This window comes from Pontibacter brevis, assembly GCF_054779655.1.
This window is the reverse complement of record NZ_BAAGXV010000012.1, coordinates 46,073-62,201: the sequence shown is the minus strand read 5'-3', so window position 1 is coordinate 62,201 and position 16,129 is coordinate 46,073. Positions and strand designations below refer to the sequence as shown.

Sequence of the window (16,129 nt, the reverse complement as noted above, 5' to 3'; positions counted from 1 at the left end):
CTGCTGCAGTTGTATCCCCGACAACAAGTGACACCCCTATAAGTGCTGCAGACGGAATGACAGGCCAATCATCGATACAGAACAAAACAGGAGGCACAGCAAAGAGAGCAAATAAACTTCTCATGCGGTGCCTCCTGCGTCATGTCAAAGACATGTACTGCCCGTACAGGCGAACTGGAAAGAGCATCTAGCTTTTTACTGTCATGTCGGTTATCAAATAAATCAAGAGGCGCAGCTGCATTCCCAGGTGCTTTTACCGCCGGTTCCGCTAAACCTAATCTTCTTCTTTCCGGAACAGCATTACGGCTGCGGTTACGACAACGGCTCCCACCACCAGGCTCTGCAACATGCCGGCTTTGTTGTACTTCCACTTGGCGTTCATGCCTTTCTCGGCCCATATATTGGGCATTCTTCCGCTCTTCAGGTCATCCACAACACCTTCTACCACGTTAACGCGGTCTGCCAGTAACAGGGGTAACCAATGGCCAAAACTTCCTTCTCCGTACCGGAAGGCATAACGCCGGAGCATGCCGCTCAGCCCTGTTGGCGGCATGGCCGTACCGAAGACGGCCGTCACGTTGGGGCGCTCAATAGAATGCAGCACTTCGATGTTTACCGGCTGCTGCGGCGGTCTCTTCCAGCTATAGCCGTCTTTGGTGTCGTTGCTGCGGTTGCGCATGGGGTAAGTCGGGTCGTTCTTCGGGTCTGCATCTATGCCCCAGCCTTTAATATGTGCGTAGTCTTTTGCCGTGGCAGGTGCCTCGATGCGCCATTCTTCTATGTTTGCGTTTTCTTTTGCTTTGTTATTCATGATAGTCCTCCTTTAGATTCTAGCTGATGGTGGAACAAGAACGGGTTTGATGCAATTGTCCAGTTTGTCTGAGAAAATGCGGTAAGCATCGGCCACTTCTTCTAAAGGGAAATGGTGCGTTATCATCTCCCTGGGGCTGAATACACCGTTTTGCACGTGCTCAATCATTTTAGGCAACAGGCGTTTCACCGATGCTTGGTTTCCGCGAATGGTAAGCCCTTTGTTCAGGGCGTTGCCAATCGGCACCAGGTTGAGCGTTGGGCCATACACCCCCACAATGGAGATAATGCCTCCTTTTTTCGCGGAGTTGATGGCCCATTGCAGCGCTGTGGCAGAACCCGCCTGCATCAGCGTTTTTCTGCCGGTAATTGTCTGCAGGGCGCTGCCCGCTGCCTCGGCACCAACGGCATCAATACAAACATCAGCTCCCAGCGAGTCAGTTGTTTTCTTCATGAACACCACCGGATCTTCTATCGACCTGAAATTGTATGCTTCACACTGCGCAAATTTCCGAACAAAATCAAGCCTGTACTCCTCCTGGTCAAACACAATGACGCGGCCTGCCCCGAACAACCAGGCACTTTTAGCCGCCATGATACCCACAGGGCCTGCTCCGAAAACAGCCACGGTATCTCCTTTCTGAATACCACCCATCTCGGCAGCCTGGTAGCCAGTCGGGACCACGTCCGTCAGCAACACCGCATCATCCGGGTGCATGTCCTTGGGCATCACAGTAGGACTGACATCGGCATAAGGCACCCGTACATACTCGGCCTGCCCGCCGTTATAACCGCCGGCAATGTGCGAGTAGCCAAAAATACCGCCAACCGCAGTGGCCTGTGGATTGGCTTCGTGGCAGTTTCCGTACATTTCCTGCTTACAGAAAACACACTGGCCGCACGCTATGTTGAAAGGCACGATTACCTGGTCTCCTACTTTGAGTTTGTGCACATCAGGCCCGATTTCTTCCACCACTCCTATGAACTCATGGCCAAAGGTCTCCCCTACCCGGGTATCAGGCACATTGCCATTGTACAAATGCAAATCAGACCCACAAATACAGGAGCGGGTAACCCGAACAATGGCATCCTGGGGATGCAGTATCTCGGGCATTGGTTTATCACGATCGAGGCGGACCCGCTGAGGCCCCCGGTAATTCATTGCCAGCATAAGTTTATTTTCTTAAGGTTAAGTGTGACATTATAAAATAATAAGTTTTCATTTCACTAAAGTTCTGCCTACTGCACAGGCTTTTTATCCTGCAAACAGGTGCTCTTATGCATACTCCCCTACGCAGCAACTGGTTTATGTAAAGGGAGGTTTGCGCTATTTTCTGTGGTGCCTCAAAAGAACCAGGGTAGTGTCTAAGGCCGCTCTCCTACCGTCCAGCCCACCCGCGCCACAGGATGGCGGTATGGCCCCTGAATAAGCATGTCGGCAACAGCGCCTGTGGCAAAGGCGTAAATTGCCTTGTGCAGCAAGTCAATTGCCTGCTCATCTTTTGGCCACGTCCAGGGAGGCGCTCCTACCCCGGTCGCATTCTCCAGGCTCTGGTCGCAGAGCAGGCGCAGGTTTGTGAACATAAAGGATCCCACCGGACCACGAAAACCGTTTTCAGCCATCAGCCCACGTACAGCTCCCATCAGGATGCCCTGCCCCCAGTGCATAGCCCAGTTAAAGCCCAGCCTTTCTGAGTCTGGTTTATGCGGGCGACCCAAAAGCCGCTCCAGTGTATGGGCAGGCACATAAGAGTCAGGCCTCTTTGTTAACTGCTGCTCTAACTTCTCTGCCAGGGTCATGGCGGCCACTCCCGCGGCTCCCGCCAGCATCCCATATAGTACTGCCTTTGCTGTCATGTCTGTTTTCTCCTTTCCCCGCTGCCTTCTGTCCGGGGCTTTTAAATGTTTTTGTATATACCGCACGCTGCTCCTGCAGGTGTTCTTCGCAGAAATTGATGCTATCAGTCTACGCTTTAAGAAGCCTGTGGTTCCGCCACCACCCGGCTGCCCGTGATGGCAGCAAGGCTTTTTGTCTTGTAAAGCAGGCTGCTATAACCGCTCTGGGCGGCCCGCCACAAGGCCGGTGTTGGATGATGCTCTGGTTAGATACTACCGGCTACGGCCTCATTCAGGTAAGAAAGGGCATCCTGCTCGCCAAAAATGAGCGGGTTAAACTGCAGCGTTTTATCGTCGGGGTGGTGAAGCGTGCGCTTTAACACAAAATCAAAAAGCAGTGGATTTCTGCTGTAAATTTCATTGAGCGGGGCCACGTGCTCCTGTTCCAGGTAGCCCATCTGCGCCAGGGCTTTGGTAGACACAACTGAATTGATGGCTGGCAAAGGGTAATCGGTCCCGTTGATAAGGCGGTGGTGGATATCCTGCCGCTCTAATATAGCTTTCAGCGGTTCACCAGAGCGGTTTATTTGCACAAGGCCTGATATGTCGCCCCACAGCTGCCCTACATACCGGGGCTCCTCCATCAGGCGGAGAAACAGCTTGTAGTTTTTTTCCATCGGCTTGTCCTCCCTGTCAAAGGCCTGGTTTGTACCCAGTCCTGCGCAATGCGCCATGATGATTTTAACGCCCATGTCCAGGGGTTTGATAAACAGCAGTGGGTTACCCAGGTGTTGCAGGCCCACCACTTTCAGGGCATCTTCATCTCCGGTATGCGTCAGCAGCACCATGTCCAGTTCCACCATTTTTTCAAAAAAGCTTTCGCATGCGCGACTGGAGGCATCAATCGCCATTTCATTAGGTATCCATTTCACCATTCTGACACCACGGTTTGCCCATTTTTCGAGCTCCTCCAGCGCATCTTTGCGGTAAGGGTGCACCGAAATGCAGGGGCTGAACACCCTGGGGTTCTGCTGGCAGACCTGCATCACGTACTCATTTGGCACATATGCCTTTGTGTTGTTCAGGTTTTCAGTGCCGTCTGTGTTATAGCTTTTATCCAGTGCCAGCACAAATGTTTTAGAAGGGTAAGGCAGGTCGCCGATAAGGTTCAGGAACCGCTGCAGGTATTGTTCGTCCGCCTTCTCCCGGTCTTCAATGCCGGAAGCGCTGATGTAAACGTGTAGCTTTGTTTTATCTTCCGGATGAAGAAAGCTGTCCATTTCAGGGTTCACCCAGATACCGGAACCGCTTGTTCCAAAGCCCAGCATATGAGCATGGTAATCAAAGATTATTCCGTCCGGCACGCCTTCATAGGCTTTCTGTATCAGTTCCTTCGCCTCCCCGCCCAGCACTACATCTGTTGGGTTCTTCTCAAAATCCCCGGCTAGTTTGTCTATTATTTTGTTTTCCATCGCTCTCCCGCTTTTTCTTATTGGCTTACGCACACGCAAAAACATAGGATTAAACCAGCATCTACAGCTACAGCAACAGCTCACAAAGTCCCTGAAGAGGGACAGGGCGGGTATCCCTTAACCTGCTATGAGAGTCTGCTGTACCGCCTCAGTGGGAGTTCTCCTTAACTTTACTTTCGGCACCACCTGAAGCCTGTCCATGTACTGCTTAAACCTGGACTGTATACCGGCACCTTTCTCCCGGTGATGCATTTCAAGTTTGTGCTGCAGGTGCTTTTTTTGACTGAAAAGAAAGGACAGGCTGTGCCATGTGCAGTTTAGCGGCAGCCTGCGGAATGCTTCTGCGCGCTCCCCCTCTCCAAAGATGCAGAACTGAAGAAACAAGAGTATCATAAACATTGCTTATGAATTGTATTAAAAGTATAAATAAAAACTAATATCAATAGCAGTTTATATTTGCACCATCAGGAACATACAATCAGTCTGTATTTTACAATTTCGTTTGATGGCTTCTAAAGGTAAAGATGTTTTAAATGCCAGTCGGCTTCTCTCTGAGGGAAATCTGGTGGCCATACCCACTGAAACGGTTTATGGACTGGCAGCAAATGCGCTTGATGCGACTGCCGTTGCAGAAATATTCAGGGTTAAAAACAGGCCGCACTATAACCCCCTGATCGTCCACATCAAACACAGGAACGAGTTAAAGAATTATGTAACTGCTGTGCCACCGGTTGCGGAGAAACTGATGGAAAGGTTCTGGCCGGGCCCCTTAACCTTGCTGCTCCCTAAAAAAGAGAACATTCCGGCAATTATCACGGCATCACTCCCGCATGTGGCCATCCGGGTTCCGGACCATCCTTTAACACTGGAATTACTGCAGGCGCTACCCTTTCCGCTGGCAGCACCAAGCGCGAACCCTTTCTGCTACATCAGCCCGACACGCGCTTCGCATGTGCAGCAGCAGATAGGAGATAAAATACCCTACATACTGGATGGTGGTCCCTGCCTGCAGGGAGTGGAGTCCACAATTGTAGGTTTCGAGCAGGGCCAACCTGTTGTCTACCGCCTGGGGGCCATTACGCCCGAGGAAATAGAAGAAGTGGCAGGCCCGGTTAAAATGCACGAGCAAGCCGGAAGCAGGCCTGCCACCCCCGGAATGCTGCCCTATCACTATTCACCCAGAACACCGCTCTACCTGACCGACAGGCTGGAGGCTTTACTGGAAAAAACAGACCCTGGATCAACAGGCATCATCACTTTTCACAAAACCATTGAGCGTTTTCCGGAACAGCATCAGGTGGTGCTATCACCTGCTGCCAACCTGCACGAAGCTGCCCGCAACCTGTACCACTCGCTGCACAAGCTGGATGCTATGAACCTGGATTTTATTCTTGCAGAGAAACTTCCTGACGTAGGCCTTGGAAAAACGATGAATGAGCGACTGAAAAAAGCATCCGGAAAAACAACGGCAGGGTCCTTTGCCCAGGCGGCTGAAAACTTAAATTTTTAGCACCCCCATAACCAGAAACCTAAAAGAAAAACAGATAAATGAACGAACAAAAAACAGCCCCTCTCGCCAGTGGCCTGGCTGGCCTGCGTGCAAACCTGAAGAGTGACGCCCTCTCCGGCTTCCTGGTGTTTCTGATTGCCCTGCCCCTCTGCCTGGGCGTCTCTATGGCCAGTGGCTTTCCGCCTGTGGCGGGCATTCTGACTGCCATTATCGGCGGCATGGTTGTCAGCTTTCTGGGTGGTTCTGAGCTGGCGATAAAAGGACCGGCTGCAGGACTGATTGTGATTGCACTGGGAGCTGTGGAAGAACTGGGCCAGGGAGATGCCCTGCTGGGCTATAAACTGGCCCTGGCCACAATTGTGGTGGCAGGCGTCATTCAGATTGTTTTCGGCCTGCTGCGGAGCGGCGTGCTCGGGGATTTTTTCCCGGCAGCTGCCGTTAGCGGCATGATGACCTCCATCGGTATCATCATTATTTCGAAACAGGTCTTCACTTTGGTGGGTGTGAAGCCTGCAGGCAAAGAGCCCCTGGAACTGCTGGCAGAAATACCCCACGGTTTAGCCAACCTCAACCCTCAGATAGCCATCATCGGCATCACCAGCCTGCTCCTCCTCTTTTCTTTCCCGCTCCTGAAAAACAAGTACCTGAAGCGGGTGCCTGCTCCTCTCCTGGTCATACTCCTGTCAATTCCGCTGGGGCACCTGTTTGACCTGGCACACAGCCACACTTACCTTTTCCTGGATAAGCACAACTACAGCATCGGGCCTGAGTTTCTGGTAACATTGCCTAAGAGCCTGCTGAGCGCGGTAACCTTCCCGGACTTTTCGCAGCTGCTGACAGGTACCTCAATCAAGTACATCATTATGTTTGCTGTAGTAGGTTCACTGGAAACTATCCTGAGCACAAAAGCAGTGGACATGCTGGACCCTTATAAACGCAAATCGAACCTGAACCGCGACATGGTGGGTGTGGGCATAGGCAACACACTGGCCGGACTGGTAGGTGGGCTCCCCATGATTTCAGAAATTGTACGCTCTTCTGCCAATGTGAACAACGGAGGCAGGACCCGATGGGCTAACTTTTTTCATGGGCTTTACCTGCTGGTTTTCGTGGCCTTTGCCCCTGGCCTGATTCATCAGATACCGCTTGCCGCACTGGCCGCGATGCTTATTTACACCGGCTTCCGCCTGGCTTCGCCAAGCACTTTTATTCAGACGTTTCACAAAGGCTGGGAGCAGCTGCTTATCTTCCTCATCACCATTGTTTTCACCCTTTCCACTGATTTGCTGGTGGGCATAGGGGCAGGTATAGCTGCTGAGTTGCTCATCCTGTTGTTGAAGGGACTCCCCCTCAAAAGTGTATTCAAGCCCGGTATTGTACTTCAGCAGCACGAAGATAACGACTATCTGCACGTTGCCTTTTCAGATGGGGCTGTGTTCAGCAACTACATTACCCTGAAGAAGTTTCTGGATAGCCTCCCCCGTCAGAAGCACCTGGTGCTCGACTTCTCTGAAACGGTGGTGGTAGACCATACCGTGATGAAGCACCTGCACCAGTACCGGGAGGAGTACATGGCGCAGGGAGGATGGCTGGAGATTTCCGGATTGCATGGCCACAAACCGAATTCACGTCACCCGCTCGCAGCCCGGGTAAAAGTGCAGCACCTGAGAAAAGAAAATGTAGCTGCTTAAGGCAGCAGAACAACAAACGCGAAGGCAGTTCTTCCTAAGAAGAACTGCCTTCGCGTTTGTTGTTCCAGCATCCCCCGCTCTGACCTAAAGAAGCTTCTCTTATGTACTCCCTATGTGTTTGATATTCTTTCTCCGTTCCCCCTGGTGTAAATGCTGAGTGCCCTTCCTATCACCTTGTTTTTTCCTCTCTACCGGCATTAACTCCTGAGAAACATGTTTCCCCGTGCCGAACCTGCCTTTGTTGGTTGAACATTGCTCCCGTTTTTGCGTTTCTTCTCTTCAAATATGCATACTAAAAACATCCATTTCGGCCGGTTCAATAAAAGTTTACTTTCGGTGCTGCTGATATGCCTCGTCCTGTACCTGGGTAAAACATTCCTTATACCGATAGCGATTGCTGCTTTTTTTGCCATGCTGCTCTACCCGATGGTACAAAGGCTACAGCGCTACAACCTGAAAGAGCCTACAGCAGCACTGGTTTCCATCCTGGTGCTGCTTTCTGTTATCGTGGCCCTGGGTGCGCTGGTGTCTTACCAGGTGGGGGTACTTGAGTCTGACCTGCCCCGCTTAGAAGAGCGGGTAGAGGAAAAAACAAACAGGCTCCAACGGCTTCTGTATCAGACCACAGATATAACGGAACATGAGCAGGAAGAAATAATAGAGGAGAAAAAGCCGGATATTGCAAAAGCCGCGTTCAAAAGTGCCCGTGATATTATAATGCAGGGCCTTTTCATCCTGCTCTTTGTTTTCATTGTGCTGACGTACACTTTCTTCCTGATGATTTACCATCGGCGGATTCAGAACTTTTTCGTCAGCCTCCGCTTATTCGAGAGCAGAAAGGAGTCGCGGGTAATGCTCGCCCGGATCTCCATCATCATACATGATTACCTGAAAGGCACCCTGACCGTTATTTCCACTTTAGCAGTGGTGTATGCGCTGGGCTTTTGGGCCATTGGTATTGAGCATGCCATCCTGTTTGCCATGATTACGGCCCTGCTGCGCGTGATTCCGTATTTCGGGTCTTTCCTTGGCATTGCGTTTCCTATTGCGTTCGCCTTCCTGACAAAAGACTCCCTCTGGTACCCGGTTCTGGTACTGATCTTTTTTATGGTAACACAGCTCCTGGAAGCAAACCTGCTGACGCCCTACATTACCGGTTCAAAAGTTAAATTAAACCCACTGGCTACTATCATGGTTATTTTACTGGGCAACCTCCTGTGGGGGGTAGCCGGTATGATCCTGTTTGTTCCTTTGTTCGCCAGCCTGAAAGTAATTTTTGACCGGATACCCCGGTTAAATCATTTTGGGTATATCCTCGGTAAAGAGGAAAAATCCAAAAGTCCCTCCGGCTAGCTTTCAGCTGTGATGATGTTTTGAAAGGCCCAGCCTGACAACCAGTACCTTTGCCTGTCTCTTCTCTACCGGACGTAAACCGCTCAGCTAGTTTAAAAGTGGCAGGAAAGGTCCTGTACCTGTTGCGATGAATTTCAAATTGCGCCCTCCATTCGCCCCATTGTTTTTGGTTTGACAGGCATAAAAAGCCGTAGTTCTATTCTAAAATAAAGCTAAAGGCATCAACCAACAGAATTGCACTCCGTTTTATAGCGTATATCAAAATACAAATGGCAAATGAAAGACACAAAAGGAAGAGCGGCCGAAAAACCTAGTGATATTCCCGGCAAAGGATGGAAAGAAGTGATGTTGAGGGTAAAAGACCAGTTGAGCACCGACAACATCAGCATAGTGGCAGCCGGGGTGGCATTCTACTTCTTCCTGGCTGTTTTTCCCTTGTTGACCGCCACTATCTCTATCTACGGCCTGGTGATGGACCCGGTAGAAGTAGAGCAGCAGATGGAGCAGCTTACCACGGTGTTGCCACAGGAAGCACAGCAAATCATCACAGATAGGTTGCGGAACATTGCAGAATCCTCTGGTACGGCATTGGGTTGGGGCGTCATACTGAGTATACTCCTGAGCTTGTGGTCTGCCAATAACGGTACAAAGTCGTTGTTCGAGGGAATCAACATTGCCTATGACGAAAGGAATGACAGAAGTTTCCTGAAACTGAACGGGATTACGCTACTCTTCACGCTGGGGGGCATTATATTCGGTACTCTTGCCGTACTACTGGTGGTTGCCTTTCCTGCCATCATAGACAGTCTGGGCCTTCCGGATGGGCTGAAAACTGTTCTCCAGCTAGGCAGATGGGTGATATTGGCAGCCATTGTGATGCTGGGACTTTCATTACTTTACAAGATTGCCCCTTACAGAGACAACCCGAAGTTCAGATGGGTGAGCTGGGGATCTGCCATCGCCACTGTTCTGTGGATTATTGGTTCGCTGCTTTTTTCGTGGTACGTGAACAACTTCGGTAGTTATGATGAGATGTATGGCTCTGTAGCTGCTGTCATCATCCTGATGCTCTGGTTTAACCTGACAAGCTTTATTATTCTGTTGGGTGCAGAAATCAATTCTGAGATGGAACATCAAACTGCCAAAGACACAACAGTTGGAAAGGAAGAACCGATGGGAAATCGCGGTGCCTTCCATGCCGACCATGTGGCAGAAGATGGCGAAGAGAAGTAAAGGACGCAGGCAAGCCTTCATTTTACAGGAAGCCGCAGCGGTTTTTGTACCGGCTGCGGCTTCTTTTTACCAGCTGTTTCAAAAGAACTGAAGCGCCTGTTCCCCTGGTGCCGGCTCTTACCTGGCTCCTTAACCACTAAAGAGAAGTGTTGCCACTCCCGGTGAACCATTCCGCAGCACTTTCAGAAATGTTAGTCGGAATTTCATGCCCTCCTTCAAACTCTGTATAGTTCACCTCCAGGCCCTGCCGCTGTAGTTGCGGTAAAATGCGCCTGGCACAGGGGTCGATGGGCAGTACAGCATCATGGGTACCATGAGACATAAATACGGCAGGTTTTCCGCTCTTTTCAAGGGTATAAGCAAAACCCGGTGAGAAGGCAATGATGTGCGTGAACAAGTCTCCGTTCGTCAAACCCAGGCACAGCCCATACGAAGCACCATCTGAAAAGCCCCCGATGGCCACGTGCGCAGAGTCTATTAAATAGTTTTCGAAAGCCAGGGCAAGCGCCTGGTCTATGAAAATAACATCAGGGCCAAAGGCATCGCTCGCAATTATGTCCCAGGAGTAAGACCGGGAAGCAGGTGCTATCAGAATGATGTTTTTCTTATCTGCGTACCGCTGAAGCAGGGAAAGGCCTTGCTCAGCAGGCGCTCCTGCACCATGCAGCATAACAGCAAGCGCGGCAGGTCGGCAGTTATCATACCCAGCCGGAATGTAAATAAAACCATCCTTCTTATTGTCGAGTCCCAGCCGCTGTACCCCCTTTTTGAATTCAGTTTGCCTGTCAGTCTGGACCGGCCTTGTGGTTAAACGTCCTGATTTATACTTCGCTCTTTCCAGCATCCTGCCTCCCTCCTCTTTTTTGTACAAGAAACATGTATACACTTACGGGAAAAAACATAAGAATGTGCGCCTATGGGCAAGGTACAAAACTTAAAATCCCAGAGATTTCCTTCGTTGTTTTAATTAGGAACAGTACCTGCTTTAATGAAACCGGCACGTATACTACACCACCTGTTACACCAAAATGATGTACGATCTTGCTTAAGTCTATCCTGTTTTGTGCCATTTTTCTTTTACTACTATATGTTTTGCTCATGGGCCTTTTATCTTTTCAGCAGGAACGAATGATTTTCTTTCCCCAGAAGCTACCCCAGGATTATGCTTTTAATTTCAGCCAGGAGTTCGAGGAAGTCTATATTCCTGCAAAAGATGGCACCAGGCTGCATGGGGTCCTCTTTAAAGTTGCTTCGCCAAAGGGTTTATTCTTTTATTTACATGGCAACGCCGGTTCTCTGGACTCATGGGGCTGGATAGCCAAAACCTATACTGATTTAGGGTACGATATTTTTATACTGGATTACCGTGGTTACGGCAAAAGTGAAGGGGAAATAAGCAGCGAAAAGCAATTGTACGAAGACGTGCAGGCAGCTTATGATGTCTTAAAAACAAGATATGCCGAAGAAAGCATTATCATAGCTGGTTACTCCATCGGAACAGGCCCGGCAGCCATGCTGGCCTCGGTCAACAAGCCCCGGCTACTACTTTTGCAGGCTCCCTATTATAGCCTCGGGAACCTGATGCAGAACCTGTACCCTTTTGTGCCGGGCTTCCTGCTAAAATATAAGTTCGAAACATTCCGTTTCGTGGAAAAGACAGAGGCTCCTGTTGTGATTTTTCACGGCATGCAGGATGAGATAATTTATGCCGGCTCCTCAGAAAAACTGAAAGCGCACCTGAAGCCTGCAGACAAGGTGATTCTACTGGAGAGGCAGGGGCACAACGGGATGAATGAAAACCCGGTTTATCAGCAGGAATTAGCCGCCTTGCTTTCCCGCATCGAGTAGCAGTCTTTTTCTGGAAGCCTCCGGGCGGACTAGTGAACATGTATTTGCTTTACCAGGGTAATTACTCCTAAAAATTACCATCTCCATTTCTGACGGCACGACCACAGATATAAAAAAAGAGGAGCACATAACTCCTCTTTTTTTATATCTGTGGTTAATTTCTCAGTACCTGTCTGACGTATCTGCCTCGCCCACTTCCTGAAAATGGGTAGCTTGCTTGATGGTTTTTTCTTTGCCATCTGCATCCTCGTACGAACGCTCCTCCACCTCTACCGACAGTGTTTTACCTTTCAGTTCTTTTGAATCCACTTCCGCTTTTTCAATACCCACTGCTTTCAGGAAAGAAGCCAGAATAGGCTGGCCAGGCTCACTCAGGTAAAAACGCTGGTTTACAAATCCATCTTCATTTTCAAGGCGGCAGTTAATAAAAGGCACCTCCTTGTTTTCGCTTTTGCCCTCCTCCACTTCTGTGATCTGTACCACATGACGGCCGTTAGGCAAAAAGGGCTTTTCATCTATCTTCAGTTTCATACTATTCAGGTTAAAGCTTATCAGTTAAACTATTTGCTAATTATTTACGCAAAAGATCCATAATAGTTACTTTAGCAGTATAATTACAGCAGATATTGCTAACTATATTAGCATATCAGGGTTCACTTTTTGCTTTTCTAACCTTAGTCCTTGTTTTGTCCGTACAACATAGTGCTTGCAAGCGCAGAAAGAAGCGGATGTAAGCATTATAACATGTATCAATAAAGACAAGAAGAAAACTATGGCAGACAATAAAGATAACATCAGCAACGAATTGAAAAGTCATGCAGGAAAAGGTGGAAACGTGAGCGGGCAGCAGCCAGGCGACATAACCGGACCTGTCGGTGGCAGCGCCGAAAACACACGCGGAGAAAACAAGCCAAGCCGTGAGGGCCATGGCGGTGGTGCAAAACCAGGAGGAGACAGTCCGGATAAAGAAAGCAACCAAACGAACCTGACAACTACATCCCGCGGCGCAGACAGCACTGACAAAGAGTTCCGTACGGACCAGCCAAACGCCAGCACGCTGAAAGGGCATAAAAGCAACGAAGGCTTAGGTAACGAAAAAGAGTAAATCTTTACAAGACTTAAAGCACATTAGGTTAAGGATAATAAGACCCGGGACATCCCGGGTTTTTGCTTTTCCGGCATTCTTAACACTTCTCATGCACACACCCTTCATCATCCGACAGAGAAATTTTCTCACCTGCTCAAATAAGAACTGCTGTTACTGCATTGCCTCCCCGCGAGGCATAGCAACTGAGCAGGCGCATGAATTCCTCCCGGGGAGGCCCATAAAATCCGGAATATTTTTATATTGCTTTAAATACTGCTTCGGACAAGCTTCGATCGGCTTAGCATAAAGCAGCATGAGCCAGCATAACCCTTGCAGGTTCCGGAATAACACAGAAATTACACTGACACATAAACTGTAATCAACCTTCCTACGCCATGCCATTTCTCCCAATCAACCGCCGAAGTTTTCTGAAAGGTGCAACAGCCACACTAGCCCTCACAGCGCTGGGTGCGCACGGAATAAGCTTTGCCAACCCGGCTAAAACACTGCGTGTCGGTTTAATCGGGACAGGCTGGTACGGGAAAAGCGACTTGTTCCGTTTGATGCAGGTTGCCCCGGTAGAGGTGGTGGCGCTTTGCGATGTAGATAAAAACATGCTGGCAGAGGCGGCATCTCTTGTAAACGAGCGCCAGAAGTTGCGCCGGAAGCCGCGCCTTTACGAGGACTACCGGAAAATGCTGGCCGATAACAAATTTGATATTGTGCTGATCGGCACCCCCGACCACTGGCATGCCCTTCCCACTGTCGCGGCAATAAAAGCCGGCGCACACGTTTACGTGCAAAAGCCAATCAGTGTGGATGTGCTGGAAGGGGAAGCCATGCTGGCCGCTGCCCGCAAATACAACCGCGTGGTGCAGGTGGGTACACAGCGGAGAAGTACCCCTCACCTTATCGAAGCTAAAAAGAACATCATCGATGCCGGGCTGCTCGGTAAAGTGTCGCATGTCGAGATGTACTGCTACTACCACATGCGCAGCAATGCCAACCCACCAGAGCAACCTGTACCTGATTTCCTGAATTATGACTTTTGGGCTGGCCCTGCACCGCTTCGCCCTTACGACGGACTGCCCCACCGCCGCTGGCGCAACTATATGGAGTACAGTAACGGGATTGTCGGCGATATGTGCATCCATATGTTTGATGCTGCGCGCTGGATGCTGCAGCTCGGCTGGCCAAAGCGCATCCACTCCACCGGTGGAATTTATGTTCAGAAAGAAGGGGCGGCAAACACGGCCGATACCCAGACCGCTACCTTCGAGTATGATGGACTCAACTGTGTGTGGCAGCACCGTACCTGGGGCACTCCTGTGAATCCTGATTATCCCTGGGGGCTGACCATCTATGGTGAGAAAGGCACTTTGTTAGCCAGCCCGCATCAATATGACTTTATTCCTGTGGATGAGAGCGGAGAAAAAGTACACCGCGATGCCCTCTATGAAAAGGAAACGTACCCGGAGGATTTAAAAGAAGAAGGTATCGAATTGCATGCCGCGCCGGCAACCAGGCGGCACATGCAGGACTTTCTGGCGGCTATCGATAAAGGCAGCCGGCCAGTAGCCGATATTGAAGAAGGCCATATCTCTACGGCCAGCTGCATCCTGGCCAACCTCTCCATGGCATTGGGCCGGCCCCTCGTGTACGACCCCGTTCGGCAGGAAGTAAAAGGTGATCCGGAGGCGACGGCCTTGTTGCAACGGCCTTACAGGCTACCCTGGGTTCACCCGGATGCAACAAAAGTATAGCGCCAGGTTCCATAGCCGGTCATCAGACAGCCCTCCTGCATGAACAGTTTCAAAGATTTCTGGCCCCTCGTCTGGCTTGCCGTAAAGGGCAAAGAACAGGACTATACCACCCTGAGTGTTAAAAGAAGCATTTTGTTGCTGGCCATTCCGATGATCCTGGAAATGGTGATGGAGTCTTTGTTTGCTGTGGTAGACATCTTCTTTGTGGGGAGACTGGGCTCCGATGCCTTGGCCACGGTAGGGTTGACAGAATCGGTGCTGATGATCATTTATGCTGTTGGCATGGGAATCAGCATTGCGGCAACCGCCATGGTATCGCGCCGCATCGGTGAAAAGAACTATCTGGAAGCAGGCAACATTACCTATCAGCTTTTAGTGACAGGGAGCCTGATAGCCCTGCTCATGGGTGTCCTTGCCACTTTCTTTGCGGCGGAAATACTGGCCCTGATGGGTGCTGCACCACAAATTATCAGGAGTGGCATTCGGTTCACTCAGATCATTTTTGCCGGCAACATCGCCATCATCATCCTTTTTATGGTAAACGGTGCCTTCCGGGGAGCAGGGCAACCACACCTGGCCATGCGCGCGCTTTGGATTGCAAACGGGGCTAATATTGTGCTGGACCCCATCCTGATATTCGGGATTGGCAACATCAACGGGCTGGGACTCGAGGGAGCTGCCTGGGCCACAACAGCCGGGAGAAGCCTGGGAGTTGTTTACCAGCTTTATCACCTGCTCAACGGCCGGCATTTGCTCCGGATTGGGAGGGAGAACCTGGTGATTCGCCTGGCTATGGTGAAGCGTATCCTGCAGGTCTCTTCCGGCGGAATGGGCCAATACCTGATTGATTCCGCCAGCTGGATCTTCCTGACAAGGATTATTGCCGAGTTCGGAAGCCATGCACTGGCTGGCTATACCATTGCTTTCCGTATCATCATCTTTACTATCCTGCCTGCCTGGGGCCTTTCTTCAGCGGCAGCTACCCTGGTGGGGCAAAACCTGGGAGCACAGAAAGCAAAGCGGGCAGAAGTGGCTGTTTGGCTGACCGCCCGCTATAATGTCAATTTCATGGCTGCCCTCACTGTTATTTTTGTTCTGTTCGGAGAGCACCTTTCGGGTTTCTTCACAACAGAGACCGAAGTGGTGGAAGTAGCCTCAGAAGCATTGAAAATTATTACCCTGGGCTATATCTTCTTTGGGCTGGGGATGGTGATGGTGCAGGCATTTAATGGGGCCGGCGATACCCGTACACCCGCCCTTATCAACATCGTGGTACTCTGGATACTGGAAATACCCCTCGCCTACCTGCTTGCTGTGTCCTTTGGTTTTGAAGCTACCGGAATATTCATTGCCATTGCCTTCTGTCATTCTCTGCACGCGCTGGTGAGCTGGTGGCTGTTCCGGCAGGGTAAGTGGAAGGTAATGAGTGTCTGATTGCTTTTATTACTTTCCGGTTAACTGAAACTGGTACGATTGCACCATCAGCTGTTTTCATGCACTCTCCTGACGTGATGTACTTTAGCTTA

At 50.3% G+C, this 16,129-nt stretch carries 15 protein-coding genes; 8 read left to right on the top strand and 7 right to left on the bottom strand.

Annotated elements, in window-relative coordinates; translation table 11 throughout:
* Window positions 1-274: 274 nt before the first annotated feature.
* The 5 genes from ACYVB1_RS03255 to ACYVB1_RS03235 form a co-directional block, all read right to left on the bottom strand.
* Window positions 275-811: a hypothetical protein gene (locus ACYVB1_RS03255; RefSeq protein ID WP_460920529.1), complete on the bottom strand. Its 537-nt coding sequence runs from the start codon at window positions 809-811 to the stop codon at window positions 275-277.
* 12 nt (window positions 812-823) lie between these two features.
* A complete protein-coding gene (locus ACYVB1_RS03250; protein ID WP_460920527.1) occupies window positions 824-1,981 on the bottom strand; it encodes a zinc-dependent alcohol dehydrogenase in 1,158 nt (385 codons plus the stop codon).
* A gap of 194 nt (window positions 1,982-2,175) precedes the next feature.
* Window positions 2,176-2,667 carry a hypothetical protein gene (locus tag ACYVB1_RS03245; protein ID WP_460920525.1) on the bottom strand — a complete coding sequence of 164 codons (492 nt, stop codon included), beginning with the start codon at window positions 2,665-2,667 and terminating at the stop codon, window positions 2,176-2,178.
* Window positions 2,668-2,912: 245 nt separating this feature from the next.
* Window positions 2,913-4,118: an amidohydrolase family protein gene (locus tag ACYVB1_RS03240; protein WP_460920523.1), complete on the bottom strand. Its 1,206-nt coding sequence runs from the start codon at window positions 4,116-4,118 to the stop codon at window positions 2,913-2,915.
* Between the two features lie 117 nt (window positions 4,119-4,235).
* Window positions 4,236-4,511: a hypothetical protein gene (locus ACYVB1_RS03235; protein ID WP_460920521.1), complete on the bottom strand. Its 276-nt coding sequence runs from the start codon at window positions 4,509-4,511 to the stop codon at window positions 4,236-4,238.
* 112 nt (window positions 4,512-4,623) lie between these two features.
* Here ACYVB1_RS03235 and ACYVB1_RS03230 point away from each other — a divergent pair, with 112 nt between their 5' ends.
* The 4 genes from ACYVB1_RS03230 (at window position 4,624) to ACYVB1_RS03215 (ending at window position 9,905) form a co-directional block, all read left to right on the top strand.
* The gene (locus ACYVB1_RS03230; protein WP_460920519.1) at window positions 4,624-5,628 is read left to right on the top strand and encodes an L-threonylcarbamoyladenylate synthase; all 1,005 of its coding nucleotides are present in this window, start codon (window positions 4,624-4,626) and stop codon (window positions 5,626-5,628) included.
* Window positions 5,629-5,666: 38 nt separating this feature from the next.
* On the top strand, window positions 5,667-7,319 hold the full coding sequence (locus ACYVB1_RS03225) for a SulP family inorganic anion transporter (RefSeq protein ID WP_460920517.1): 1,653 nt from the start codon (window positions 5,667-5,669) through the stop codon (window positions 7,317-7,319).
* Between the two features lie 285 nt (window positions 7,320-7,604).
* Window positions 7,605-8,672, top strand: a complete 1,068-nt coding sequence (locus ACYVB1_RS03220; RefSeq protein WP_460920515.1) for an AI-2E family transporter — start codon at window positions 7,605-7,607, stop codon at window positions 8,670-8,672.
* Between the two features lie 276 nt (window positions 8,673-8,948).
* Entirely contained in the window at window positions 8,949-9,905 is a 957-nt protein-coding gene (locus ACYVB1_RS03215; protein ID WP_460920512.1) for a YihY/virulence factor BrkB family protein, read from the top strand.
* A 136-nt stretch (window positions 9,906-10,041) separates the two neighbouring features.
* On the opposite strand, the gene ACYVB1_RS03210 is transcribed toward ACYVB1_RS03215, so the two are convergent.
* The gene (locus tag ACYVB1_RS03210; protein ID WP_460920509.1) at window positions 10,042-10,776 is read right to left on the bottom strand and encodes an alpha/beta hydrolase; all 735 of its coding nucleotides are present in this window, start codon (window positions 10,774-10,776) and stop codon (window positions 10,042-10,044) included.
* 257 nt (window positions 10,777-11,033) lie between these two features.
* On the opposite strand from ACYVB1_RS03210, the gene ACYVB1_RS03205 reads away from it, so the two are divergent.
* Window positions 11,034-11,753 (top strand): alpha/beta hydrolase, encoded by a 720-nt coding sequence (locus ACYVB1_RS03205; protein WP_460920506.1) that lies wholly within the window; start codon window positions 11,034-11,036, stop codon window positions 11,751-11,753.
* 162 nt (window positions 11,754-11,915) lie between these two features.
* Here the strand turns inward: ACYVB1_RS03205 and ACYVB1_RS03200 are convergent, their stop codons facing one another.
* A complete protein-coding gene (locus tag ACYVB1_RS03200) occupies window positions 11,916-12,284 on the bottom strand; it encodes a hypothetical protein (protein ID WP_460920503.1) in 369 nt (122 codons plus the stop codon).
* A gap of 241 nt (window positions 12,285-12,525) precedes the next feature.
* Here ACYVB1_RS03200 and ACYVB1_RS03195 point away from each other — a divergent pair, with 241 nt between their 5' ends.
* The 3 genes from ACYVB1_RS03195 (at window position 12,526) to ACYVB1_RS03185 (ending at window position 16,037) form a co-directional block, all read left to right on the top strand.
* Window positions 12,526-12,858 carry a hypothetical protein gene (locus ACYVB1_RS03195; RefSeq protein ID WP_460920500.1) on the top strand — a complete coding sequence of 111 codons (333 nt, stop codon included), beginning with the start codon at window positions 12,526-12,528 and terminating at the stop codon, window positions 12,856-12,858.
* Between the two features lie 377 nt (window positions 12,859-13,235).
* Window positions 13,236-14,603, top strand: a complete 1,368-nt coding sequence (locus tag ACYVB1_RS03190) for a Gfo/Idh/MocA family protein (RefSeq protein ID WP_460920497.1) — start codon at window positions 13,236-13,238, stop codon at window positions 14,601-14,603.
* A gap of 39 nt (window positions 14,604-14,642) precedes the next feature.
* Entirely contained in the window at window positions 14,643-16,037 is a 1,395-nt protein-coding gene (locus tag ACYVB1_RS03185) for an MATE family efflux transporter (protein WP_460920494.1), read from the top strand.
* Window positions 16,038-16,129: the final 92 nt, after the last annotated feature.